The 26,199-nt window shown below is 59.6% G+C and carries 20 protein-coding genes and 1 pseudogene; 12 read left to right on the top strand and 9 right to left on the bottom strand.

All coding sequences use genetic code 11. The features are described 5' to 3' along the window. Positions 1-4: 4 nt before the first annotated feature. The 12 genes from QE435_RS03605 to QE435_RS03660 all read left to right on the top strand — a co-directional run bounded on the left by QE435_RS03605 (position 5) and on the right by QE435_RS03660 (position 15,242). Positions 5-1,513, top strand: a complete 1,509-nt coding sequence (locus QE435_RS03605; protein WP_306929348.1) for a tripartite tricarboxylate transporter permease — start codon at positions 5-7, stop codon at positions 1,511-1,513. 82 nt (positions 1,514-1,595) lie between these two features. Beyond that, positions 1,596-2,798, top strand: a complete 1,203-nt coding sequence (locus QE435_RS03610) for an alpha-hydroxy acid oxidase (RefSeq protein ID WP_349040286.1) — start codon at positions 1,596-1,598, stop codon at positions 2,796-2,798. Between the two features lie 364 nt (positions 2,799-3,162). After that, entirely contained in the window at positions 3,163-4,134 is a 972-nt protein-coding gene (gene pip / locus QE435_RS03615; protein ID WP_349040287.1) for a prolyl aminopeptidase, read from the top strand. Then, entirely contained in the window at positions 4,131-5,948 is a 1,818-nt protein-coding gene (locus QE435_RS03620) for a S9 family peptidase (protein WP_306929342.1), read from the top strand. Before pip ends, QE435_RS03620 begins: the two co-directional genes overlap by 4 nt. Before the next feature lie 27 nt (positions 5,949-5,975). After that, entirely contained in the window at positions 5,976-7,406 is a 1,431-nt protein-coding gene (locus QE435_RS03625) for a M20 family metallopeptidase (protein ID WP_349040288.1), read from the top strand. Positions 7,407-7,486: 80 nt separating this feature from the next. Then, the gene (locus QE435_RS03630) at positions 7,487-9,100 is read left to right on the top strand and encodes an ABC transporter substrate-binding protein (protein ID WP_349040289.1); all 1,614 of its coding nucleotides are present in this window, start codon (positions 7,487-7,489) and stop codon (positions 9,098-9,100) included. A 59-nt stretch (positions 9,101-9,159) separates the two neighbouring features. Next, the gene (locus QE435_RS03635; protein ID WP_162746159.1) at positions 9,160-10,188 is read left to right on the top strand and encodes an ABC transporter permease; all 1,029 of its coding nucleotides are present in this window, start codon (positions 9,160-9,162) and stop codon (positions 10,186-10,188) included. Positions 10,189-10,194: 6 nt separating this feature from the next. Beyond that, the gene (nikC, locus tag QE435_RS03640) at positions 10,195-11,139 is read left to right on the top strand and encodes a nickel transporter permease (RefSeq protein ID WP_306929338.1); all 945 of its coding nucleotides are present in this window, start codon (positions 10,195-10,197) and stop codon (positions 11,137-11,139) included. Next, on the top strand, positions 11,132-11,998 hold the full coding sequence (locus tag QE435_RS03645; protein ID WP_349040290.1) for an ABC transporter ATP-binding protein: 867 nt from the start codon (positions 11,132-11,134) through the stop codon (positions 11,996-11,998). Before nikC ends, QE435_RS03645 begins: the two co-directional genes overlap by 8 nt. Then, entirely contained in the window at positions 11,995-12,780 is a 786-nt protein-coding gene (locus tag QE435_RS03650; RefSeq protein ID WP_349040291.1) for an ABC transporter ATP-binding protein, read from the top strand. The genes QE435_RS03645 and QE435_RS03650 overlap by 4 nt, the downstream gene beginning before the upstream one ends. Continuing rightward, entirely contained in the window at positions 12,777-13,787 is a 1,011-nt protein-coding gene (locus QE435_RS03655; RefSeq protein ID WP_349040292.1) for a serine hydrolase, read from the top strand. Before QE435_RS03650 ends, QE435_RS03655 begins: the two co-directional genes overlap by 4 nt. Before the next feature lie 93 nt (positions 13,788-13,880). Beyond that, positions 13,881-15,242, top strand: coding sequence for an MmgE/PrpD family protein (locus tag QE435_RS03660; protein ID WP_349040293.1), 1,362 nt, complete (start codon positions 13,881-13,883; stop codon positions 15,240-15,242). Between the two features lie 3 nt (positions 15,243-15,245). Here the strand turns inward: QE435_RS03660 and QE435_RS03665 are convergent, their stop codons facing one another. From QE435_RS03665 to QE435_RS03705, 9 genes and pseudogenes are all read right to left on the bottom strand, one after another. Then, positions 15,246-16,178, bottom strand: coding sequence for a LysR family transcriptional regulator (locus QE435_RS03665; RefSeq protein ID WP_306929329.1), 933 nt, complete (start codon positions 16,176-16,178; stop codon positions 15,246-15,248). 268 nt (positions 16,179-16,446) lie between these two features. After that, positions 16,447-17,384, bottom strand: a pseudogene (locus tag QE435_RS03670) (IS3 family transposase); the annotation flags it as partial. Positions 17,385-17,801: 417 nt separating this feature from the next. Next, positions 17,802-19,190: a dihydropyrimidinase gene (gene hydA / locus QE435_RS03675; protein ID WP_349040294.1), complete on the bottom strand. Its 1,389-nt coding sequence runs from the start codon at positions 19,188-19,190 to the stop codon at positions 17,802-17,804. A gap of 18 nt (positions 19,191-19,208) precedes the next feature. Then, positions 19,209-19,964 carry a 3-oxoacyl-ACP reductase family protein gene (locus QE435_RS03680; RefSeq protein ID WP_309769504.1) on the bottom strand — a complete coding sequence of 252 codons (756 nt, stop codon included), beginning with the start codon at positions 19,962-19,964 and terminating at the stop codon, positions 19,209-19,211. Positions 19,965-19,989: 25 nt separating this feature from the next. Further along, a complete protein-coding gene (locus QE435_RS03685) occupies positions 19,990-20,910 on the bottom strand; it encodes an NAD(P)-dependent oxidoreductase (protein WP_349040295.1) in 921 nt (306 codons plus the stop codon). Continuing rightward, a complete protein-coding gene (locus QE435_RS03690) occupies positions 20,907-22,577 on the bottom strand; it encodes an ABC transporter ATP-binding protein (protein ID WP_349040296.1) in 1,671 nt (556 codons plus the stop codon). The genes QE435_RS03685 and QE435_RS03690 overlap by 4 nt, the downstream gene beginning before the upstream one ends. Further along, positions 22,574-23,461, bottom strand: a complete 888-nt coding sequence (locus tag QE435_RS03695; protein WP_349040297.1) for an ABC transporter permease — start codon at positions 23,459-23,461, stop codon at positions 22,574-22,576. The genes QE435_RS03690 and QE435_RS03695 overlap by 4 nt, the downstream gene beginning before the upstream one ends. Next, a complete protein-coding gene (locus QE435_RS03700) occupies positions 23,458-24,504 on the bottom strand; it encodes an ABC transporter permease (RefSeq protein ID WP_349040298.1) in 1,047 nt (348 codons plus the stop codon). The genes QE435_RS03695 and QE435_RS03700 overlap by 4 nt, the downstream gene beginning before the upstream one ends. A 96-nt stretch (positions 24,505-24,600) precedes the next feature. After that, complete coding sequence (locus tag QE435_RS03705; RefSeq protein ID WP_349040299.1) at positions 24,601-26,187, bottom strand: ABC transporter substrate-binding protein; 1,587 nt, start codon at positions 26,185-26,187, stop codon at positions 24,601-24,603. Between the last annotated feature and the right edge of the window lie 12 nt (positions 26,188-26,199).

The following is a 26,199-nucleotide window of genomic DNA, read 5'->3' on the forward strand; positions in this document are numbered from 1 at the left end:
TTCGATGGCATTTCTCGACGTCTTGATGCTTGGCTTCTCCGAAGCATTGACACCGACAAATTTGATGTTTTGCTTCATCGGGGCGCTTCTTGGCACCTTGATCGGCGTTTTGCCTGGCATTGGCCCGACCGCGACCGTTGCAATTCTCTTACCCGTCACATTCTTCCTGCCGCCACTCGGCGCGCTGATCATGCTGGCCGGCATTTTTTATGGCGCGCAATATGGTGGCTCCACAACGGCGATCCTGGTGAACCTTCCCGGTGAAGCTTCGGCTGTCGTCACGGCGATCGACGGATACCAGATGGCTCGAAAAGGTCGGGCCGGCGCGGCATTGGCGATTGCGGCGTTAGGTTCATTCTTCGCGGGCACTGTTTCCACGATTGCGCTGGCGGTCGCAGGTCCGACGCTTTCGTCCTTCGCTCTTTCCTTCGGGCCCGCAGAATACGTATCGCTCTGCATCTTCGGTTTGTTGGCAGCGACGATCTTGGCGCATGGCTCCGTGGTCAAGGCAATCGGTATGGTTTGCCTTGGCCTTGTGCTCGGCATGGTTGGCATCGACGTCAACAGCGGTTCGGCCCGCATGACCTTCGGATCGACGGATCTTTATGACGGCATCGAGTTCGTCGTCATCGCTGTTGGTCTTTTCGGGATTGCGGAGATCGCAACCAATCTCGAGTCGAAGGAGGTCCGCGGCGTTCTACAGAGCAAGATCGGTCGCCTATGGCCGACGCGTGAAGAATTCAAGGAAAGCTGGGGCGCGGTCCTGCGCGGCACAGGCGTCGGCACCATTCTGGGCGTTCTGCCTGGCGGCGGAGCAACCTTAAGCGCGTTCAGCGCCTATTCCGTCGAGAAGCGCATGTCCAAGACGCCGGAAAAGTTCGGTCACGGCGCTATCGCCGGTGTGGCTGGACCGGAAGCCGCGAACAATGCCGGTGCGCAATCGTCCTTCATTCCGCTCCTGACTCTCGGCATTCCCTCCAACTCCATCATGGCCATGATGCTTGGTGCGATGACGATCCACGGCATCACGCCCGGACCATCCGTCATCCAGAACCAGCCCGGCCTGTTCTGGGGGCTGGTGGCGTCAATGTGGATCGGTAATGCGATGCTCCTCGTGATCAACCTTCCGTTGATCGGGCTCTGGGTAAAGTTGCTGCAAATCCCTTACCGCATCATGTACCCGGCCATCCTGTTGTTCTGCTGCGTAGGTGTCTACAGCGTCAGCAACCGTGGTTTCGATGTCGCCCTGGTCATCCTGTTTGGTGTTCTGGGTTACGTTCTGCGTAAGGCGAAATGCGAACCAGGCCCGCTCCTTCTCGGGTTTGTTCTCGGTCCATTGCTGGAGACGAACCTGCGACGCGCCATGCTGCTTTCGCAGGGTGACTGGCTGGTGTTCTTCGAGCGACCGATAAGCGCCGTCCTTCTGGCACTGACGGCCCTCATGTTGCTGACTTTGATTTTGCCGACCATTCGCAAAAACAGGAAAGCTGCGTTCGAGGCGAGCGAAGACTAAAACTTGGGGCGCCACGCGGCGCCCTTCTACTTTCGGCAGTGTTCCGGCGCTTCTTGCTCGGTCAATAGCTTGGATATGGCAGATGACATCCCCCATCTTCGCGGCAAAATCTGCACGACGTTTGGACAGCGTCCTTTCGCTTGATGATTTTGAAGCGCTGGCGAGGCGCCACCTCCCTGCGCCTTTGTTCGGCTATATCGCGGGCGGAAGTGAAACGAACGCCTCACGTCGGATGAATGAGGAGGCATTCAAGGCGATAGGCTTTGCGCCGCGTGTTCTAAGAAACGTCTCGGCCCGCACCACGGCGGCTAAGCTGTTTGGAGAAGAGTGGACAGCACCTTTCGGTATCGCACCGATGGGCATCAGCGCCCTGATGGCCTACCGTGGTGATCTCGTCCTAGCCGAGGCGGCGCAGGCCTCAGGCATTCCAATGATCATGAGCGGGTCTTCGTTGATCCGGCTTGAGGACGTTGCCACGGCCGCACCCCGCTCCTGGTTTCAGGCCTATCTGCCGGGTGAGCCTGAGAAAATCGACGCTCTCATCGAACGCGTTGCGAGAGCGGGTTTCAAGACATTGGTCCTCACCGTCGATACGGCAGTGCTGGCTAACCGCGAAAACAACGTCCGAGCGGGCTTCTCGACCCCGTTGCGCCCCAGCTTACGTCTCGCCTGGCAAGGGCTCACTCACCCCAAGTGGACGGTCGCAACCTTCATGCGGACGATCATCAACCACGGTATACCGCATTTTGAGAACTCCTTTGCCACACGCGGCGCTCCGATCATCGCCTCGAACGTGATGCGCGATTTCGGAAAGAAGGATCACCTGGACTGGAGCCACGTCGCCAGAATCCGCGAAAGGTGGACTGGCAACCTCGTCATCAAAGGTATTCTACACCCCGAGGACGCCAAGATCGCAGTAGAGAACGGGGTTGATGGCATCATTGTTTCGAATCACGGCGGACGTCAACTCGACGGAGCAATAGCTCCACTTACCGCGTTGCCCGGTATTGTCTCGAGTATCGGCGACGCCGTTCCCGTCATGTTGGATGGGGGCATTAGGCGAGGCACCGACATCGTAAAGGCCCTGGCCTTGGGCGCACAGTTTGTTTTCGTTGGGAGACCGTTCCTCTATGCTGCCACTGTTGGTGGTATGGCGGGCGTGGCAAAAGCGGCCGCAATCTTGCATGATGAACTTCACCGCAACATTGGCTTGCTTGGGCTGACGTCAATCAAAGACATTGCTGATGAACGACCTGTGAGACATCGTATCCCGACGGTCGGGTAATTACGTCTGGTCATCGCTGTTGAATGGATTCGGACCATCGACACCGCTATGGTTGGCCAAAACGATTGAAATTCCCGATCGCTTAATTCAAACGAAACCGATCAGTGTTACTGGGCGATCAACACTCCAACGCGGACCTGTTTTGGCAGGGAGACATCGAATCTCGACGACGTCGGGCCCGACCACACTGCGTTCGAACCCGCTCTCCAGCTAAGATCCCAAACTATTCCAAAGCGGAATGGGCGATTTCAATTTTGCATTGGACGCTCGCGCACCTTCTCGCCCATGATGCCCAAAATATAACTCCGACTACAATTTAAGCAGAAATGCGCACATTTCTGCTTGTCGTGATTGGCCTTCTATGATGACAGACGGTGACAGCAAAAAGCGTATTTTCGAGTTTGACGTGGGGGGCGGCCATGTTCTGAATGTCGAGGATTACGGAGCCCACACAGGGATCCCGGTCATCCTGCTTCATGGCGGGCCCGGAGCCGGCATATCCCGCGGACAGATCGAAAGTTTTGATCTCTCTGCATTCCGCGTCATCACGTTCGACCAGCGTGGCGCGGGCAAGTCCACGCCACATGCGAGCATTGAGGGCAACACGACCTCGGCACTGATCGCCGACATCGAATCCATCCGCAATTATTTCGACATCGATCGCTGGCTTGTTGCCGGCGGGTCCTGGGGCAGTTGTCTGGCACTCGCCTATGGGCAGGCGCATCCCGAGCGCTGCTTCGGCTTTCGCCTTCACGGCATCTTCCTGGCGGGGCCGGACGACATCGACTGGTGGTTCAACGGCATGCGCGCAATCTTTCCGGATCACTGGGAAGAGTTCGCAGCCTTCATTCCCGAGGCGGAGCGCCATGATCTTCTGTCTGCCTATTATCGCAGACTGACATGCGGTAACGCGCAGACGGAAGTGGCCGCGGCACTGAGTTTGCGGGAATTCTCCGCCAAGACCCAGACATTTCTTCCCGACCCCGCCCATGTGGCAACGTTGCTGGATCCCAAGTCAGCGCTTTCGGTGGCACGGCTGTTTACGCACTACTGCATGAACGGCGCATTTCTGGCGCCTGGCCAGCTGCTCGCCGGTGTCGATCGGATACGCCACCTGCCCTGCCAGATCGTCAACGGTCGCTATGATACAGTCACGCCGATGCTGTCGGCCTGGCGGCTGCACCGGGCATGGCCCGAAGCAGGCTTCACGATCGTCACGGAAGCAAATCACCAATCCACCAAGGGCGCAATGTTCGAGGAGCTGGTCGCTGCGGGTGAGAGGCTTCGCCATCAGCTGCATCCCACCGAGCGGGCTGTGATGGAGCATGGCGCATGACAGCGAAGATGTTTACAGCCGCAGCCATAAATCCATTTTTGGAAGTTCGCGCCGTCAAGACGCCTGCGGTTTCGCCCGACGGTGCATGGCTTGCCTACCTCTCCGACGAGACCGGCTTCAACCAGCTTTTTGTCAGGCCCCTGACGGAGAATGTCGGGACAGCGCGACAGCTGACGCGCATGCCGGAGCCGGTCGGCGCTTTCGCTTTCAACCCTAAAGGAGCCGGAATTCTCTTCACCATGGATTGCGGCGGCGACGAACGCCATCAACTATGGTTGCTACCGGATCTCGACTCCGCGCCCCTGCCACTGACAAAAGCGCCGACCGTCGTGCATCTGTGGGGTGCATGGTCGCCGGATGGCAAGCGCATAGCTTACGCTTCGAACGCCCGATCGCCCCATGACATGGATGTGCAAGTCATGGACATAGCCACCGGCGAGGTCTCAACCGTGTTCAGCGGTCGTGGCATGCGCGAAGTGATGGCCTTTTCCCCGGACGGTCAATCGCTTCTAGTGCGGGAATCTGTCCGCTCAGGCAACGACCAGGACATCTACCGTCTCGATATCGACAAAAGTGCCCTCACCCCTCTGATGCCGCATGAGGGCAAGGCGCGTTATCTTGCCGCCCGACTTTTCAAGGATGGCAGCGGCGGTGTGACCGTCTGCGACCAGGACAGCGACTTCATGGCAATCAGCCGGTTTGCGGCTGAGGGCGGCAGCGCCGCGCCGGTGGTGGAGCTTCCCAACCGCAATATCGAGGCGCTCGCGCTATCTCCCGATCAGACCCGCATCGCGTTTCTCGCAAACGAAGATGGCTGGAGCCGTATCGGCATCGTCGATCGCGATGGCAGCGGCCTCATCTCTTTCGAGGAGCAACCATCCGGCGTGATCGGCTCGATCGCCTTCACGCCAGATGGCAGCTCCCTGATTTTTCCGCTGGAGAGCGCATCGAGACCGCCGACAATCTGGAGGCTCGATCTTGGAGTCGGTCATTTCGAGGAACTGGTGGGCGTGGATGCGAGAGGGCTCGATATGTCGAGCTTTGTCGATCCGGTCATCGAGCGTTTCGAGAGCTTCGACGGCCTCGGCATACCGGCCTGCGTCTACACACCGAAAACGCCGCCGCCGACCGATGGCTACCCCGTACTTTTCATCGTACACGGCGGACCCGAAATGCAGTGGCGGCCGGATTTTCGCGCTGACGTGCAGTTCCTGCTGAGCCAGGGAGTTATGGTCGTGGCGCCCAATGTGCGCGGCAGCACCGGCTATGGCCGGACATTCCATGAGCTCGACGATCGCGAGAAGCGGATGAATTCGGTCGCCGACCTGAAGGCGATCCGGCTGGCGGTGGGCGCCCGCGATGACGTGAACACCAACCGTATCGGCGTGTTCGGTCGCTCTTATGGAGGCTTCATGGTTCTGTCCGCGCTGACGGAGGATCCCGAACTCTGGTCGCTCGGCGTCGATTTCTACGGTGTCGGCAATTTCCTCACCCATCTTATTGCCACCGGCCCCTGGGGGCGTCAGCAGCGTGCTGCCGAGTATGGCGATCCGACAGCGATGCGCGAGGCATTGGAGCGGTTTTCGCCGATCAACCGGATTTCCCGCATGAAGGCACCTCTTCTCATCGTCCACGCCAACCGCGATCCGCGCGTACCGATGGGCCAGAGCGAGGACGTCTATTCCTGCCTGAGCGGCCTCGGCCACGACTGTGAGTATCTGCGAATCGACCATGAGGGGCATGGGTTCGCCCGGTTCGAAAACCGCTTGAAGGTGTTCCTCACCTTTGCCCGCTTCCTCGGAAAACATCTTTGACAGCAAGTCGTATTGGAGAGTGTTGACATGCAGAACAGTGAGCCGATCTGGGATCTCGTCGATGAGCACAGGACGGAGTTCGAAGCCCTGAGCGACCGCGTCTGGGGCATGCCGGAAATCGCCTACACCGAGTATGCCTCGGTAGCCGAACATGCGGCGATGCTGCGCCAGCAGGGGTTTCGCGTCACCGATAACGTAGCGGGCATTCCGACGGCCGTCATGGGTGAAGCCGGCCAAGGCGGGCCGATCATCGCTATCCTCGGCGAATATGACGCGCTGCCGGGGCTGAGTCAGGAAGCGGGGATTGCCGAGCCGAAGCCGATGCCCGGCAACGGCAACGGCCATGGCTGCGGTCACAACCTGCTCGGTTCCGCCGCGATGCTTGCTGCGACCGCGATCAAGGACTGGTTGGAAAAAACCGGCAAGCCGGGCCGCGTGCGCTATTACGGCTGCCCAGCCGAAGAGGGCGGCGCGGCAAAATCCTTCATGGCCCGCGAAGGCGCCTTTGACGGCGTTGATGCGGCGATCACCTGGCATCCGAGCGCTTTCACGGAAGTCGCCCGTGCGCAGTCGCTCGCCAATACTCGCATGGATTTCAAGTTCACCGGTCGCGCCTCGCATGCTGCCGCCGCCCCACATCTCGGCCGCTCCGCGCTCGATGCCGTCGAACTGATGAATGTCGGCGTCAACTATCTGCGCGAGCACGTGCCGGACTCCAGCCGCATCCACTATGCCATGCTGGATTCCGGCGGCATCGCGCCCAACGTCGTGCAGGCAAAGTCGGCCGTGCGTTATGCTATCCGCTCGCGTGACCTGAAGGGCATGCTGGACCTCAACGAGCGCGTCAAGCAGGTGGCGCTCGGTGCCGCCATGATGACCGGCACCACTGTCGAAATCTCGATCATGAGCGCCGTCTCCAATCTGCTTGCCAACAGACCGCTGGAAGAGGCGATGCAGCGCAATCTGGAGCGTCTCGGCCCGGTCCCCTTCGATGCCGAGGACAAGGCGTTTGCCGCAAAGATCCAGGCGACGCTGAGCGACGAGGACATCGACAACGCCTATCAGCGCACCGGCCTGCCGCGCCGCGAAGATACGCCACTTTGTGATTTCATCGTTCCGCTCGACGTTCATGGCGAACCGATGATCGGCTCCACCGATGTCGGTGACGTCAGCTGGCTGATGCCAACCGTGCAGGCGCATGCCGCAACGATCGCGATCGGTACGCCGGGACATTCCTGGCAGGTCACGGCGCAGGGCAAGACGCCCGCCGCCCACAAGGGCATGACCCATGCCGCAAAGATGATGGCCGGCACGGCGATCGACCTTCTGGAAGACGCCGATCTCCTGGCCGCCGCCAAGGCCGACCATCAGGCGCGCTTAGGCAAGACCGCCTACGTTTGCCCGATCCCGGCCGATGTGCAGCCACCGCTGCAACCGCGCCCGAAGGAGGCCGCGTGAGACGAAATAACCGGGGGCGCCAAAAGGCCCCCCGGCCCAAAATCAGCGTTCAAGATCTAAAAACAAGGGGAACTGAAAGCATGATGACGAAACATTTTTCCGATCATAAGAAGGCAATCGCTGCCGCGACCGCCCTTCTTTCCTCCATCGCCTTGCCGGCGCAGGCGGCCACGCCGTCATCGGCGCTGGTCATGGCGTGGAACATCGATGCTATCAGCACTTTCGATCCGGCCCAGGTCGGCGAAGTCGTTACCAACGAACTCTTGCAGAACACCTGCGATTCACTGGTGGATTTCGATCCGAATGACGAATCCAAGGTCGTGCCGCTGCTGGCCAAAAGCTGGGATGTTTCCGAGGATCGCAAGCAGATCACATTCCATTTGAACGAGGGGATGAAATTCCCGACTGGTGAAGCCGCCACCGCCAAGGAATTGGCCTGGTCGATGCAGCGCGTCATCAGGCTCGGCTTCGGCAATGCCGCGGCGATGACCGAATACGGTTTTAACAAGGAAAACGTCGCGGATCTCATCACCGCGCCGGACGACAACACACTGGTGATGAAGCTGGACAAGCCCTATCCGACAAATCTGATCCTGCAGGCGATTGGCGCCAACCGGGTGTCGGCCATCCTCGACCAGAAGACGTTGACCTCGAAGGAAGTCAACGGAGATATGGGCAACAAATACCTGGCGACCAACACAGCCTGCGTCGGCCCCTACAAGCTCGTCCAGTGGAATGCCGGCGAGTCCATCGTTCTGCAGGCCAACGACGATTATTATGGTGAAGCACCGAAGCTGAAACGCGTGCTGATCCGCCACGTCGCCGAGCCGGGCACGCAGCGCCTTCTGCTGCAACAGGGCGACGTCGATATCGCCCGCGACCTGTCGCCGGACGATCTGGCCGATCTCGACGGCAAGCCGGGCCTCAAGGTCGAACGCGTGCTCAAACCGCAGCTATTCTTCTGGACCTTTAACGCTAACGACCCGATCTTCAAGAACGAAAAGGTGCGCCTCGCCATGCGCTACCTCATTGATTACGACGGTCTGGGCAAATCGGTCATGACCTATCTCGGCGTACCACGTGCAAGCTTCGCACAGCTCGGTGCCGTTGGCGCTCTCGATGCCCAGGAAGGCCAGCCCTTCAAGCTCGATATCGAAAAGGCCAAGGCACTATTGGTCGAGGGCGGTTATCCGAATGGTTTCGAAGCTAGCGTTCTGATCGGCACCCTGCCGCATTCGGCACCGATCGCCCAGAGTGTTCAGGCCAATGCCGCCAAGATCGGCGTGAAACTGAATATCGAGCGCATGGCCAATGCCCAGTTGTTCGCCCGCATTCGTGGTCGTGAGTTCCAGACTGGCATGCAGGCATGGCAGACGGGCGTTCCGGATGCGCATGGCAATGCATCGCGTCTTGTCTTCAATCCGGACAACCGCCCGGAAGCCAAGCTGACACAGTATCCATCCTGGCGCGCAGCATTCCAGAATGAGGATTACAACAAGCGCGTTCAGGCGGCGCTACTGGAAAGCGATCCCGCCAAGCGCAACGAAATGTATGCTTCTCTGCAGAAGGACGTCATGGAGACCGGCCCGATGGCCATCATGTTCCAGATGTATAACATTCTCGGCATGAGCGATAAGGTTCAGAATTGGACCTGGAACGGTTTCCGTGTCTATTACGACCTGGCATCCAAGTAGGCGGCCCGATCATGGCGGACCTCACCCACTCGGATCCCAGCAGCGATGCGGGGAACAGGATGAAGCCCAATCCGGTTTTCGTCTTGCTGACCATTCTCAGCAAGACGCTGCTGCCGATCTTCGTCACCCTGTTCGGGCTTGCGGCATTGACCTTCTTCATCGGCAGAATGCTGCCGATCGATCCCGTCGCCTCCATTCTCGGCGATAACGCCACGCAACAGGCTTACGAGCAGATGCGCGTGGCGCTCGGCATGGACAAGCCGCTCTGGTATCAGTTTGGCGTTTATGTGAAGGGCATCCTGTCGCTCGATTTCGGCAATGCGCTGACGACCGGCAAGCCTGTTATCGACGATATCGCCCGCGTTTTCCCGGCGACGATCGAGCTTGCCACACTGTCGATCATCATCGGCACCGGGCTTGGCATTCCAGCCGGCGTACTCTCGGCCATGTATCGCAATTCCTGGCTTGATAACGCTATCCGTTTCACCGGGCTGATCGGTTATTCGGCGCCAAACTTCTGGCTCGGCCTGATGGGGCTGGTGCTGTTTTACGCCACGCTCGGCTGGATCGGCGGGCCGGGACGCATCGATTTCATCTATGAATTCGATATCGAACCGATCACCGGCTTCTACCTGATCGACACGGCCATCGTCGGCAACTGGGAAGTCTTTCGCAACGTCTTTGGCCACATCATCCTCCCCGCCTCGATCCTCGGCTTCGGTGCGCTTGCCTATATCAGCCGCATGACACGCTCTTTCATGATCGAGCAGCTGTCACAGGAATATATCGTCACCGCTCGCGTAAAAGGCCTGTCCTGGGCGCGCACCGTATGGATCCACGCCTTCCGCAATGTCGCCGTGCAGGTCATGACTGTGGTGGCGCTCTCCTATGCCTTCCTTCTCGAAGGCGCTGTGCTAACCGAGACGGTGTTCGCGTGGCCCGGTTTCGGCCGTTACCTCACCAATGCCCTGCTCGTTGGTGACATGAATGCGGTCGTGGGCTGCTCGCTCCTGGTCGGCGTCATTTTCGTCACCCTCAACTTGATCTGCGATCTTCTCTATCGCGTCTTCGACCCCAGAACCCGCTGAGGCCACATGAGAGAAAAAGCCATCATCTCTCCGCCCCTTCCTGCCGCCAACGCCCGAAGCGGGCTTGGCGCGTGGCTGCGCGCGCCGGTGCCTACCTCGCCCTTCCATGCCCGCATGCAGCAATTCTGGCTGCAATGGCGACGCTTACGCGCCAACGGTTCAGCACTTTTCGGATTGTGCGTTATCGTCATACTGCTTTTGGCGGCACTTTTCGCGCCACTCCTCGCAACCCACGACATCTTCGAGCAAAACCTCGCGGCCCGTCTTCTCGCGCCGTCCACGGAGCACTGGCTGGGCACTGACGAACTCGGCCGGGACGTCTACAGCCGTCTTCTTTTCGGGGCCCGGATCACCCTTTACATCGCGCTTCTGACGACGGTCATCGTGGCGCCGATCGGCCTCATCGTCGGCACGACGGCGGGCTATCTCGGCGGCTGGGTCGATACCGTGCTGATGCGCATCGTCGACGTGTTCCTTGCCTTCCCGAACCTTATCCTCGCGCTGGCTTTCGTCGCGGCGCTCGGACCGGGCATCGAAAATGCGATCATCGCCATCTCGCTCGCCTCCTGGCCGCCGATCGCGCGGCTTGCGCGCGCCGAAACGCTGACTATCCGCAAGTCGGACTACATCGCCGCCATACGCCTGCAGGGCGCCTCGAGCCTGCGCATCATCTTCGGCCACATCATGCCGATGTGTATTCCCTCCGTCGTCGTGCGCGTCACACTCAACATGGCCGCGATCATTCTCACCGCCGCCGGTCTCGGTTTTCTCGGTCTCGGCGCTCAGCCGCCCAGCCCGGAATGGGGCACGATGCTGTCTTCCGGCCGCGAATTCGTCATGACCAGCTGGTGGATCGCCGCGATCCCCGGAATCGCTATCCTGCTCACCAGCCTCGCCTTCAATCTGTTAGGTGATGGCCTGCGCGACATACTGGATCCCAGACATGGATAAGCCGCTCATCGACGTCAAGGATCTGACGATCCGCTTCGAAACACCGCAACGCACATTCGATGCCGTACGGGGCGTGTCATTCACCATCGGCCGAGAGAAAGTCGGCATCGTCGGAGAATCCGGTTCGGGCAAGTCGCAGACGGGCCGTGCACTCCTCAAACTGACGCCGAAAGTGGCAACAATCAGCGCGGGCCACATGCGCTTCAAGGATATCGACCTTCTCGCGGCAAGCGAAAAGGACATGCGAAAAATCCGCGGCAACCGCATCTCGATGATCCTTCAAGATCCGAAATATTCGTTGAACCCGTTGATGCGCATCGGCCAGCAGATCGTCGAGGCTTACCGCCTGCATCACAGATCGCCGAAGGCGGAGGCGCGGGTGAAGGCGCTCGCTATGCTGGAATCGGTTCAAATCCGCGATCCCGAGCGCGTCTTCAAACTGTTTCCGCACGAAGTTTCCGGGGGCATGGGCCAGCGCATCATGATCGCCATGATGCTGATCCCCGAGCCTGACCTGATCATCGCCGACGAACCAACCTCAGCGCTCGACGTGACGGTGCGCCGCCAGGTGCTGACCATTCTCGACGAACTGGTGACGCGGCGTGGCACAGGCCTGATGTTCATCAGCCACGATCTCAATCTCGTCGCCGGCTTCTGCGACCGTGTGCTGGTCATGTATGCCGGCCGGATCATGGAGGACTTGCCGGCCAGGGACCTGCGCAAGGCGCAGCATCCCTACACCCAGGCGCTGCTGCAGAGCCTGCCGCGTCTCGACGCCGAAACCGATGAACTGAAAGTGCCGGTACGCGATCCGTCCTGGCTCGATGGTCCCGTCTATCGCAACGGAGTTCTCGTATGAAACCGAGCCGACCCCTCATTGAGGCAATTGGCCTCTCCATCAGCTTCGGCCCGCAGCACGCCCGCAATCACGTGGTGGACGACGTGTCGTTCCGCATCGGCAAGGGGGAAGCCTACGGCTTGATCGGGGAATCAGGTTGCGGAAAATCCACCATCTTGCGGGCGCTTTCCGGTCTCAACGTAGAGTACGATGGCGCACTGACGCTCAACGAGCGCGAACTCCCGAAGAAGCGCGACAAAGGTTTTTTCCGCCGGGTGCAGATGGTGTTTCAAGATCCCTTCGGCTCGCTCCATCCGCGCAAGATCGTCGAAAAGGTCCTGTCCGAGCCGCTGAAGATCCATGGCTTCGACCGGCAATCCGAACGCATTGCGGAGACGCTCGACGCCGTCGGCCTCGGTGCGTCCTTCCGCTACCGTTATCCGCATGAATTGTCGGGCGGCCAGCGCCAGCGCGTGGCGATCGCCCGGGCTCTGATCATCGAACCGGATATTCTGCTGCTCGACGAGCCCACCTCTGCGCTCGACGTCTCCGTCCAGGCCGAAATACTCAATCTTCTCAAACGCCTGAGGTCCGAGCGGAACTTGACCTATCTGATGGTCAGCCATGACCTCGCGGTCATCGCCCATATCTGCGAGCGGGCTGGCATGATGCACAAGGGGCGTATCATCGAGGAACTGACGGCTGGACAGATTCGCAAATCCGAAGCGAAGGAGGATTATACCCGGGAGTTCCTGCAAGCCAGCATCGAGGCCGTTGCCCGCGATGCCGAGGTGGTGGCGTGACCAAGGGCTCCTCTAACTCGCATCCGGTTCACGATCGGCAAGGGAAAGCCACTGCGACCGATGCCGCGTTTCGCGAGGAGCGGCTGAAAGCGGTGCGCGCCTGCGTGGCATCGCAGGCAACCGATATGCTGCTCGTCGTCCGCCACGGCAAGGTGGTGCTGTCGATCGGTGACGCAGAAAAGAAGTTTCTCTGCCACTCCATGCGCAAGAGCTTCCTCGCGGCTTTGATCGGCTTTGAGGTTGAGGAAGGGAGGATCGACCTCTCGGCCACGCTGGAAAGTCTCAGTATCGACGACTACCAAGGGCTGAGCACCATCGAAAGGCAGGCGACCATCTATGATCTCCTGACGGCCCGGTCGGGCATCTACCATCCGGCGGGCTACGAAACCCCATGGATGCAGCGGATCAAGGAAAAGCGTCATTCGCATGCGCCCGGCACCTTCTGGTGTTACAACAACTGGGATTTCAATGCGCTCGGCACGATCTTCGAAAATGTGACCGGTGAAACGGTGCATCACGCTTTTGCGCGCCGCATCGCCGGGCCAATCGGCATGGAGGATTTTGCACTTGAGGGCGAAACGCCGGATGGATGGCACGAGAGCTTCGATATCAGCCACCACCGCGCCTATCCGTTCCGGATGTCGAGCCGGGATCTTGCCCGCTTCGGGCAACTCTTCCTGCAGCAGGGAATCTGGAACGGTGTGCATATCCTGCCGACGGGCTGGGCGCAGGAATGCGTCATGCCCTATTCCGACGCGGGCACCCACGGCGGCTACGGTTACATGTGGTGGCTGGAACGGGACGGCGTGTTCCTGCCCGGCGCCATAACCCCGAAGGGCAGTTACGCCGCCATGGGTGCCGGTGGGCACTACTGCATCGTCATCCCGGCGCTGGACATGGTTGTCGTCCACCGCGTCGATACGGGGATTGCCTGCCGCGAAGTCAACCGCTTCAAAATGGGAAGGCTGCTGCGCCTGCTGCTTGCCGCGCTCGATGACACGTCCTGATGGTTGATCTCATCAAACTCAGTTTTCTACGAACCGTGTCTGTCGGGACCGCCAGAAAGTGCATTGCCAAAAGCAGACAAGAGGCCTTTGATCATGACCGTCATCGAAACCATCGCCGCCTGGTGCGCCGCTCCGCCCGCCCCCAGCAACACCGCTCGCCGCTTAGCTCGGGAAGCGATCACCGATACGATCGCCTGCCTTTATGCCGGCCGCAACGACAAGAGCACGGTTGCCGTCGCTCGCGCTTTAGGCTGGCAACTCACCGGAGAAGCAGCGCTCGTCACCGGTGGCCGGCAGTCTCCGTCCTTCGCCGCGTTGGTCAATGGCACAGCGGCTCACGCGCTGGACTATGACGACAATTTTCGCCCGGGGATGAGCCATGCGTCGGCGGTCATCGTGCCGGCCCTGCTTGCGGTTGCCGATCGCGTCGGCGCGAGCGGGCGCGCATTGGTCGATGCCTATCTCGTGGGGCTGCAGGCGCAGGCCTTTGTCGGTAGCGGCGTCGCAGGTTCGCATTATACTGCAGGCTGGCACGGCACCTCCACCGTCGGTAGTATCGGCACGGCCGCAGGTGTGGCGAAACTGATCGGTCTCGATTTGGCGGGCATCGCCCGCGCATTGTCGCTCGGTGCCAGCATGGCGTCCGGCACCAAGGGCCAATTCGGCACGCCGGTAAAACCCTTCCACGCGGGCATGGCCGCACGCAACGCGGTGGAAGCGGCCCTATTGGCGGCCGAAGGCATGCACGGGCGACTTGATATCCTAGAGGGCGAGCAAGGCTTTGTAGAAATGTTCGGCGGCGCACGGCCCGTAGGCTATGACGTTGCGGACATCGCGGCGACGCGCGAACATACGATCGAGACAGTCGGGGTCATGCCGAAGCTGCATCCCTGCTGCGGCTCTACCCACCTCATCGTCGATGCGGCGCTGGACCTCACGCGCGAAACGGACATCGATCCGGATGCAATCGTATCCGCGCACTGCCATGTCGGCATCGCCAACTATCGCAATCTTGCCTATCCCGAACCGAAGAACGAGATGCAGGCGCGGTTTTCCATGCAATATTGCCTCGCACTGGCGCTACGAAATAAAACCCTGTCTCTGTCCGATTTCACCCCGGCCGCAGTCGACGTCTTCGCTGCCGATCCGTTGCTCGCGAAGATTGGCATGACCCATTACAGCGCGGCCGAGGAGGCAGAAGCGAAAACCTACCAGCTGCCGCACAGGCTCAAGGTCACACTGGCTGATGGACGCGTACTGGAGACTGAGCGTCAGGCTGCGCGGGGCGGCTTGGCAAATCCATTCTCACAGGAGGATCGCCAGGCGAAATTTGCCGATTGCCTCGACGGCGCACCTGAAGCTGAGGCGATTTCCGCTGGCCTTGAGCGACTCGATGAAAAGGCGGATCTTCGCTTTCTCGAAGGCCTGTTCTCTCCGCCAGCGAAGGCTGCGTGAAGATCAAGCAGAAAGAGCGACGCGGTCCGTGAGCGTGCCGACCTCCTCGGCGCGCTTCCAGAACCGGCCGGCGCTTTTGCATCGCAGGCGAAAGGAGCGGTAAAGGCGGATTTCTACGATCATGTCGAACGTGGGATCTGCCGCCCTAACCAGCTGCCCATTCTTCATCTCGGCCACCGCTAGGCTCTCGGGAACCCACGCGACGCCGTGTCCGGCAACTGCCATGGCCTTTAGTGCGGCAGACATTCCGTTCTCATAAACGGTGTTGAGCTGGAAGGACGCTCGATCGAAAATCGCCTGAGGCAGCGCCTGGGCGAAGAAGGAACTGTCGCGATAACCGAGGTAATTCACCGGCGCGCCATCGAGCGCGAGCTTGTGGATCGGTTTGCCCTCACCGTCCCCAGCGGAAACGGCAATCACCCGTTCGGACCCGAGCGTCAGATAGGGGTAGTCGACGAGTTCACGGATCGCCGGAACACAATCGTGAGCATAGGTGAGCAGGAAATCGCATTCGCTGCGCAAGAGCTTGGAAACATTGGTGGCGAAAGACGAATAGGCTTCCGAGAAGCGCGTACGGAATGGCTCACCGGACGCTTCCACCCTTTCCATCCAGAGGGGAAAGAAAGTCAACACCAGAGTACTCATGGTAGCGAAGGACAAGATCTCGTCAGGTGCTGAATGGCGCTGCAGCGTTTCCTCGCGCAACGCCGAAATGGCGTCGACCGCTTTCCTAGCGCGCGGCAGGAAGCTCTCGCCGGCAGGCGTGAGGTGTACCGGATAGGTGGAGCGATCGACCAGCGGAAGGCCGGCCCATTGCTCCAGCTGCTGGATACGCCGACTGAGCGCCGACTGTGTGATATTGCGGTCATTGGCAGCCTGCGTGAAACTCTTGTAATGGCAGAGAGACAGGAAATCCTCCAACCATTTCATTTCCATGGACCTATCTCCCAACCTGCTGACAGGGGAAGATGACATGCTGGGTCCGACCTCGCAAGCCGGAGATGCATCTGATGAATTCTCTGAAATGAACTGACTCGCCTTTTAGGCCAAAATCTTGCTGGACCCGTACTTGAGCTGGTCCGCCTCGGGACCGGCGCGGGAGACATTGACATTGCCGGCGGCGGCTCTCATGGGGCAATTAATACGCCGTCTCGGCCCATCTGTCTTTAAAGAAGTGTAAAGATCGTGACGTTGCCCCCAAGTTTTATCCAGTTTTGAGTTCGCTCCAGCGGTTTTGGGTTGCTGTATTCGGGTCGGTAGCGGCGGGTTGCGGTGCGGAGCCATTCCGGCTGCGCAGCACCGCATCACGTCGCGGGTTGATTGTCTAAGCGAACTCGGCAGGTGTCATCCGACCGAGTCCAGAGTGTGGTCGATGATCGTTGTAATCGTAGTGCCAGTTTGAAAGCGCTGATCGAGCATGGGTCCCTGATGAGAAGAGAGTTTCATTCAGGAACTCATCTCGCAGCCGCCCATTGAAGCTTTCGATGAAGGCGTTCTGGATCGGCTTGCCCGGTGCGATGTAGTGCCATTCCACCTTGGTCCGATCCGTCCATTGCAAGATCGCGTTGCTGGTGAACTCGCTACCATTGTCGCTGACGATCATCTTCGGCTTGCCACGTCTTTCGATGATCCGGTCCAGCTCACGGGCAATCCGCAGGCCAGAAAGAGACGTATCGGCGACGAGGCCCAAGCACTCCCTGGTGCAATCGTCGACGACCGTAAGCACCCGGAACCTGCGACCATCGGTGAGCTGATCCGACACGAAGTCCAGTGACCAGCGATCATTGGCGGCAAGCGGGATCAGCATCAGTGATCGTGTGCCTATCGCTCGTTTCCGACCGCCGCGCTTGCGCACCGTCAGTTTCTCTTCCCGATAGAGCCGGAAGAGCCGCTTGTGGTTCACAAGGTGACCCTCACGCCTAAGCAGCACATGAAGGCGTCGATATCCAAAGCGGCGGCGTTCATGCGCCAGCGCCTTCAAGCGCTTGCGAAGGTCATGGTCATCGCTGCGCCTGGTTTCGTAACGGATCATCATCCGGCAAAAGCCGATGGCTTACACGCCCGCCGTTCGCTCATCTGGTGGTGGTCCATTAGATGCGCGACAGCTTTTCGCCTTGCTGCGGGCGTCACCACTTCTTTCCCAAACCGGAATCACCATCTACTGCCGCTTCGAACACAGCGACCAGAGCCGCACGCCGATCCTGTTTGCAGGCGGCCGGCAAACCTAGATAGTTCAAAAATGCTGGCTGTGATCAAAGCGAGTCTGTACCAGATGTGCATAGAGATCATATATACGTGGATCGATACCGAGCTGATCCGCGAGATAGTTAATCACTGCCAAGAGCGGCTGCTTATTATCCCACAAAAGCCGTCCCGTTTAACGCAGTATGCAGAGTTGAACTGCAAAGCCCAGCTTGTTATGTCCCCGCATCAAAGACCGAAGTGCGTTTTTTTAGTGATCGATGCACCAACGCGGATCCTTGTTTCACTCCGGTCGGATTACGCTGCCCGCGGGGGATTATTCTACTACTACCATGACCGACTTTCGCAGCGCTGATCTCAAACGGGACGTTTTTGGTACCGACCGTCACCCCTGCTCCCGAGAAGCACACCGTCTTTCAGCATGACCTTGCCGCCGAGAATGACGCTGACCGGCCATCCGCGAAGCTCCAAGCCTTCGTAAGGACTGTAATCGGCGCCATCATGCAGATCGGCGTGCCGGATCACCCGCCGGATTTCCGGGTCCCAGATGGCAATATCGGCATCCATTCCGACGGCAATGCTTCCCTTGCGGGTAAGCCCGTAGGCCTTGGCATGGTTGGTTGATGTCACGGCCACGAAGCGCTGAAGGTCTATCCGCCCCTTCATCACGCCTTCCGAAAACAGAATAGGCAAACGGGTTTCCACGCCAGGTATCCCGTTCGGCACATGCCGGAAACTCTTTCGCCCTTGCGGATTGAGCTTACCGGTGGGATCATTGTAGCGGAACGGACAATGATCGGATGAGAAGAGATCGAATACGCCGGTCTGGATACCTGTCCAGCAGGCCTCCTGCTCCTTCCTGTCGCGTGGCGGAGGCGAGCAGACGAACTTCGCGCCTTCCCAATCCATCCCGTTGAGGTCGTCCGCCGTCAGCATCAAATATTGCGGGCAGGTCTCGGCAACGACCGCCCTGCCACGCATTCGGGCAGAGCGAATCTCATCGATGGCGGCACCATTCGAGACATGGACTATGACCACGGGCACATCGACGATTTCGGCCAGTGACAGGGCGCGATGCGTCGCTTCTCGCTCCACCGCTACCGGCCGTGTCGTGGCATGAGCCAGCGGGCTGACGTTCCCGGCTTCTTCGTGCAGCCCGATCAGGTATCGGATGGCATCCTCGTTTTCGCAATGAACCATCACCTTTGCCCCGGTGTGGCGGGCGACATCCATGGTCCGGATGATTTCAGCATCGTTCAGGCGCAGGCCCTCATAGGTCATAAAGACCTTGAACGAGCTGTAGCCATCCGCCACGAGTGCCGGAAGCTCCTGGCCGAGAACATTCGGCGAGGGATCGGATATGATCATGTGGAACGACACGTCCGTAAAGCAATTGCCCTCTGCCAACGCATGATAGGCTGCCAGCGCGTCGCGCAGTGACTGGCCTTTCGTCTGCAGGCAGAAGGGCATGACGCATGTGTTGCCACCATAGAGCGCCGACAGCGTGCCGCTTTCGAAATCATCCGCCATGACGATGCCGTCCCCGGAATTCTGCGACAGATGCACATGGCTGTCGATGCCGCCCGGGAGGACCAAGCGCCTGGCTGCATCGATCTCCTCGGCGCCAGGCCCCAGTCCTTCACCAATCTGGACAATGCGCCCGTCACGGATGCCGATATCGGCACCGAAGACATCGGAAGCGGTGGCGACACGGCCATTGCGGATAACGAGGTCGAACATGGTCACGGTTCCTGTATCTATGCGTCAGATCATCACATCGCCGCCATTCGGCGACAGCGTCTGGCCGACATAATAAGCGCCTTCTTCGGAGGCGAGCAGCAACACGGTCGGCGCAATCTCGTCCACCGTGCCGAAACGACCGAGCGGGAGCTGCGCCTGCTTCATGGCCCGCCAGCTGTCGCTCAGTCCTCTGAGCATCTCGGTCTCGATGGGTCCCGGGGCGATGGAATTGACGGTGATCCCCTTCGGAGCCGCCTCATACGCCAAGGCGCGCGTAAAGCCGACGATCCCGGCCTTGGCCGCACAATAGTGCGAGAGGTCCGGCGCACCCTTGTAGGCGAGCTGCGAGGAGAAGTTGATGATCCGGCCCCAACCGCGCGCGACCATCGCCGGATAAAATTTCTTCGTGACCATGAAGGTGCCGCGCAGGTGGACACCGATCATCCGGTCAAAGAGCTCTATCGTGATATCGTCAAACGACACGTCGCCGGCAATTCCCGCACAGTTCACCAGAATATCAACATGGCCGAGCGTGCCTGAGGCCCAGAGCGCAAGTGCATCGACATCCTCTGCGTGCGATACATCGCAGGCAGTGTGCGACACGGCGTATCCATCGGCCGCAAGACGTGCCGAAAGGGCTTCGGCATTGGTATGGTCGTCATAATGGCAATAGCCGACACGTGCTCCCCGTTCGGCGAAAAGTGCAACGATCGCGGCACCAATGCCACGGCTGCCGCCGGTTACGAGTGCGGTGCGGTTTTCCAGGCTGAAGGTCGTCATGGTTTCTCCGTACAGTGAAGTGCGTTTACCGGCTCTGTAGCCAGGTGGAGTAGGATCGGATACCGTCCTCCAGGCTGAAGCGCGGCGCGAAACCAAGATCCCCCTGGATCGCACTGATATCGAACCTGTGCTGGAAATCATCGAGCGGATCAGGACCGTGATCGACGGTTATATTCGCCTGCGGCAGGACCGTGCGGACGGTCTCCGCAATTTCGCCGATGGTGAGGAAGGACCTTCCTGTGGCGTTATAGACAGGACGGGGGCAAGAGGCGGCGTCATGGGCGCGTAGCAGCGCGTCGACCGCATCATCGACGTGAATGAACTGCCGGGGGAAGCCTCCGCCGTAAGGTAGCCGCGTTGGTCTGCCGGCGTACGCATCCTCGATCATCGTCCGGATGACGCAATCGGTCGTGCGGCCCGGGCCGTAGACCCAGCAAAGTCGCACGGCAACGGCGTCAAGCGCATGCTGCTGCCGGTAGCCTGCAAGCAACTGCTCGCAGGCTACCTTGGTCGAGGCGTAGACGCTGGACGGGCGCAGGCACACATCTTCTGGAATGCCCTGCTCGCCGATATCTTCTTCGGCCGTCGGCCCGTAGGCGCTGGTCGAGGAGCAGAAGACGAAGCGTTTCATGCGGCAAACGCGCGCCAGTTCCAGAACGTTCGCCGTTCCGCCAACGTTGATTTCGATGATGCGATGGGGATTTTCGATCATTACCATCGGCCCGGAAACCGCGCCGCAATGGATCACGGAAGTGACATTTTCCCGCGCCGCAAGCTCATGGAGACGGTGGACATCGCCCAAGTCGGCAATTGTGACAGGCAGATGGCCGGGCTTCGCGACGACATCGATGCCAATTGTCCGACGGCCTTCCTTGGTCAGGCGGGCAAGCAACTGATGGCCAATGAGGCCGGATGCTCCGGTGATCAGGATCGAACCGGTGGTCAATGGATTTCTCCCATAACAGGTGACGAAAGGACGCCGAGGGCTTCGGCCTGCTTCTCGATGGCAAGTTCGGCCGCCAGAAGTTTGCGGGTGTAGGGATCTTTCGGATAGGAAAACACCTCGTCCATCGTCCCGGTCTCGACGATCCTGCCCCTATTCATGACCGCGACATTGTGGGCAAGCGACCGCACGGAATTCAGGTCATGGGTGATGAAGAGAGCAGAGAGCTGCATTCTGCTTTGCAAATCCCGAACCAGATCGATGATCTGCGCTCTGACGCGAATGTCGAGCGCTGTGGTCGGCTCGTCGAATATTACGAAGTCCGGTCTGGTCACGAGCGCCCGGGCCATGCCAACCCGCTTCTGTTCTCCGGCGGTCAGTTCGTGCGGGAACCGGTCTGCGTGACCAATAGTGAGATTGACGAGTTCAAGGACCTCATGTACTCGCTTCAGTCGGTCGGCCGTCGGCATTTCCCCCACCAGGCGCAGAGGCTCTCCGACCAGATCGCGCACGCGCCAGCGCGGGTTGAGGGCAACGTAGGGTTCTTGGAAAACCATCTGAATGCGGCGGCGAAGCGGTCGGAAACGCGCTTCCGGCCATCGCGTCACATCCTCACCGTCGAAGACGATCTGCCCGGACGACGCTTCAATAAGACGCACAAGGCACTGGCCGATGGTCGTCTTGCCGGACCCGCTCTCGCCGACAAGCGCCAGCGTCTCGCCGCGGCCGATGGACAGCGATACGCCATCGACCGCCCTGACGACGTCTCCCGGCCGGCTGCCGGCAAACGTCTTTTCGAGATTTCGGATGTCCAGCAGCGGCGTCGCCTCTGCCTTCGATCTGTGGGAGGCGGGTACCGGGCGAGCCTTGGCGGCGTCCAGTAGGGCTTGGCTATAGGCGGTCTGCGGTTTGGTCAGGAAGTCGGCGGTATCGCGTATTTCCTCGATCCGACCTCCGCGCATGATGGCCACGCGACTGCAGTAATGGGCAATGATGCCAAGATCGTGGGTGATCAGAACGACGGAAACGCCCATGCGCTGTGAGCGCTCGACCAGCATATCGAGCACCTGTACCGAGACGGTGGCATCAAGCCCAAGGGTCGCATCGTCGGCCAGCACGATCCTCGGCTCGGCAATCAGCGCCATAGCGATGACGACACGCTGCGCCATACCCCCAGAAAGTTCATGCGGGTAGGCTTTGGCGCGGTCCTGTGCATTGACGATGCCGACGTCGGCTAGCAACTGCACCGCGAGATCCCAGGCGGCAGCCCTGGAGAGTCTGCGATGGCTGAGCAGCACGCGCACGATCTGGTTGCCGACGGTTTCTACCGGATCGAGGAGCGCTTTCGCATTTGTGCCGATCAAGGCGATCTCGCCGCCCCGAAGCTTGCGCCGCTCGTTGTCGCGCATCTGGCTCAAAACGCGCCCGTTGACGAAGACTTCCCCGCTGCCCCGCCGGAGGCCGTCCGGCAAAAGGTCGATCATCGCGCGTGCCAGTACCGATTTTCCGGCCCCCGTCTCGCCGACAATTCCGAGAATTTCATTCGGCATGAGCGTGAAGTCGATAGCACGCAGGATTTCATGCGGACCACGCGGCGTATCGGCAACCACGGTCAATTGGTCGATTTTCAGAATTGGTGCGGTACCGGTGATGTTTCCAGTTTGGGTCATTTGGTTTCTCCCGCTGTCACCGGATCGTTTGCAACCGCCTGCCTGCGCGACGGGTTCGAGACCTTTGTCGGATCCAGCATGTCGCGCAGGACGTCGCCGAGCAGCGCGAAGCAGAGCACCGAAATCACGATCGCAAGGCCGGGAAACAGTGAAACCCACCATACGCCGAGGATCATCTGCTGTGCTCCAGACGACACCATAAGACCCCATTCTGGAACAGGCATTCGCACGCCGGCGCCGATGAAGGACAATCCTGCCGTCAAAAGGATAGCCATGCCAATCGAGATGGAAACCTGCACCATTGCAGGCATCAGCGCGTTGGGAAGAAGATGGCGAAACATGATCTCCGCATCATTGGCACCGGCGCAGCGTGCGGCGGCGACGAAGGGCCGTTCGCGGAGCGACAACACCTCCGCGCGGATCAGTCGAGCAAAAATGGGTATGAAGAGCACCGCAAGCACGATTGCCACGTTCCATATCTCCTGTCCCATGACAGCAACAAGCGCCATGCCGAGCACGAAGATCGGAAAGGCTTGGATGAAATCGAAGAGACGCATGGCGAGACCCGATGGAAGGCCGCGGTAAAAACCGATCAGCAGTCCGACTGGTACTCCGATCAGAAAGGCGATTGCGACGGAAACGACGCTGATGAGCAGATTGATGCGCGTTGCGTAGATCACACGTGAAAGTACGTCCATCCCGGTTATGTCGGTCCCGAACCAATGTATTGGCGATGGCGGCTGCAGGGCTGCCAGAGGATCGGCGTCAACCGGACTGTAAGGGCTGAGAACCGGCGCGAAGACAATCAGCACCAGTTGCAGGAACAACAGGCTGAAACCGATGATCGCCGCTGGACGGCGAAGTGCGTGACCAAGAGAACTCATACCTTGATCCTCGGATCTGCAAGTTCGTAAAGGATATCCACGATCAGGTAGACAATCAGGATGAAAGCTGCGGCGACCAGAATGAAGCCCTGAAGCGCGGGATAATCACTGCTCATGACCGCCTGAACTGCGTATTGTCCAAGACCGCCCCAGGAGAAGATGGTCTCCACAAGTACGGCGGCGCCGAGCAGGAAGCCGACAAGGAACCCAATCATTGTGATGATCGGCGGAAGGCTGTTTCGCAGCGCTGCACGCACGATGACCCGCTCCGGCACACCGCAGGCCCGGGCATGGCGGACGAACTCGCTTTTCCAGACACCGGCGAAGATGCTCTGGGTCATCTTGATAAGAGCGCCGGCATTGACCAGGGCAATCGTCACCACTGGCAACAGAAGCCGTCCGAAAGCCGAGCGAAACGCTTCGATATCACCGGCGATAAGGGCATCGATCGTGTAGAAGCCGGTCACATACGGCGGAGTGGACAAGAGGGCGTCGAGCCGACCGAATGGTGCAGCAGCCCAGCCCAGCAACGTGAATAAAACGTATATCAGGATGAGGCCGATCCAGAAATCGGGAATGGCACCCGCTGCCAGACCGTAGATGCGCGAACCGATGTCCACCACCCCGCCTTGGCGCACCACCGAAATCACGGCAACGGAGATGCCGATGAGCACAGTGAGGAGCATGGCATAGAAAATCAGTTCCAATGTGGCGGGAGCCCGTTCCATCAGGTCCACGGTCACGGGATTGGACGTAAAGATCGAGATACCGAGATCTCCCTTCAGCACGTTGGCGCAATAGGTTACGAACTGCGTCCAGATGCTGTCATTCAGACCTAGCCGATCACGCAGCCGCTCCACGGCTTCCGGCGTGGCCATGTTGCCGAGCAGTAGGACCGCCGGGTCACCGGGCAGGAGCCGGATCATGAAGAAAGTGACGAAAAGGACGCCAAACATCTGTGGGACGACGAGTGCCAGACGCGAAAAGACGATCTGGAGGCTCCGGGGCAATTGCCGCCACGCCTGCTGGAATGAGGTGAACATAGGCTTCTCTCCACGATCGCGAATAGCCGAGTCGAAATTGACGAAGAACCGGACGGGCAACACCGCCCGCCCGGGAGCAGGCCTGGAACAATCTGCCTATTTGGAGAAGTCATACCAGCTGTTGCTGTTGGGCGTGTACCAGGAAAAGCCCTTTACCTTGGCGCTCACCGCAAGCTGATAACCCGGGTTGAACAGGAAGACCCAGGGCGCTTCCTTGACCACGGTTTCCTGAACCTTCTTCATATCGGCCTCGCGGCTAGCTTCGTCCGTTGAGGTCAGCGCTTTGTTGATCAGGGCATCGACATCGGCGTTCTTGTATTTGGAGAAGTTCACCATCGACTGGCTGTTGATGAACAGGTTCGCGACATAGGCTGCATCCGGAACGATCGCCATGTCGCGGATGAAGAACATCGGCATGTTGCCCTTGGTGTAGCGCTCGACGAGGCTGGAGGCCGGCAGCTTGACCAGCTCGATGTCGACCCCGGCTTTTGCGAAGGCGGTCTTGAGGATCACCGCCATCTGCTCCTCGAGCGGTTCGCCCGTCCGGTAACCGAGCTCGGTCTTGAACCCATCCGGATATCCGGCCTTCGCAAGCAGCTCCTTGGCCTTTGCCAGATTGTCCTCATAGGCAAATCCGTCTTCGGTGTAGGCGGGATAGATTTCCGACACCGGGCTCTTCGTCGGGCGCGCGGTGTTCATGTAGACGCTCGTTCCGATTTCGTCGCGCGGCACCAGATAGTTGAGGGCCTGGCGCACCTCGACCTTGTCAAAAGGTGGCTTGGAATTGTTCATTTCAAGGCGATGGGTATAGTTGCCGAAGACCTTCCAGACTTTAATATTGGGCACGTTGCCGGCCATCGCGATCTCGCGCGGCGTCAGCCATTCGGCAACGTCGATCGAGCCGGCCTGCAGCGCTGCGAGACGGTTGGAAGACGTGGGCATTTCGCGGAAGATGATCTTCTTGAGCTTGGCCACGCCGCGGTAATAGTTGGGGTTAGCTTCGTAGATGACCTCCTGGCCCGGCGAGAATTTCGTGACATGATAGGGCGCGAAGGAGGCCGAGTCGGTTGAAAGAAGGCGCGAAGCCCAGGGATCGTCGGCGCTCACATGCTTCTTGGCTTCGGTTGAATCGATGATGCCGAGGTCGTTGTTGATCCAGAGGCGGGCGAGAAGCAGTGACGGATGCGGGATGGTCACTTTGACCGTGTAGTCGTCGATCTTCTGGAACGAATCAAAGCTTTCGATCTTCAGGATCTGCGTCATGTACCAGTGGAATGTGGCCTTCATGTTCCAGCCGCGTTCGAAGGTCCACATGACATCATCAGCAGTCATCTCGTTGCCGGCGGCACTTTTGACCCCCTTGCGGAGATAGAAAGTGATTGACTTGTTGTCAGGCGCCAGTTCGTAGCGCTCTGCAAGCGCGCCTTCGATCTTGGAGAAATCCTCGACCTGCGCGCCACTGGCATCGGCCTTCATCGCGTAAACGAGAAGACGCTCGAAAATATTACGCCGCGCTTCATGGCCGGCCTCGGTCGGAGGATATTCCTGATCAAGAGATTCTGGCGTACGGGGGCCAGCCACGATCAGTGTTTCGCTCGCACCCTGCGCCATTGCGCCTGATGTGGTCGCCAGCAGCGCTGCGGCGAGGAGCGACCATGTTAAAGACTGTCGAAGTTTGCGCATTGGGTTAATCTC

The sequence above is a fragment of the Agrobacterium sp. SORGH_AS 787 genome (genome assembly GCF_030819035.1).
In the GTDB taxonomy this organism is placed as follows: Bacteria; Pseudomonadota; Alphaproteobacteria; order Rhizobiales; family Rhizobiaceae; genus Agrobacterium; species Agrobacterium larrymoorei_B.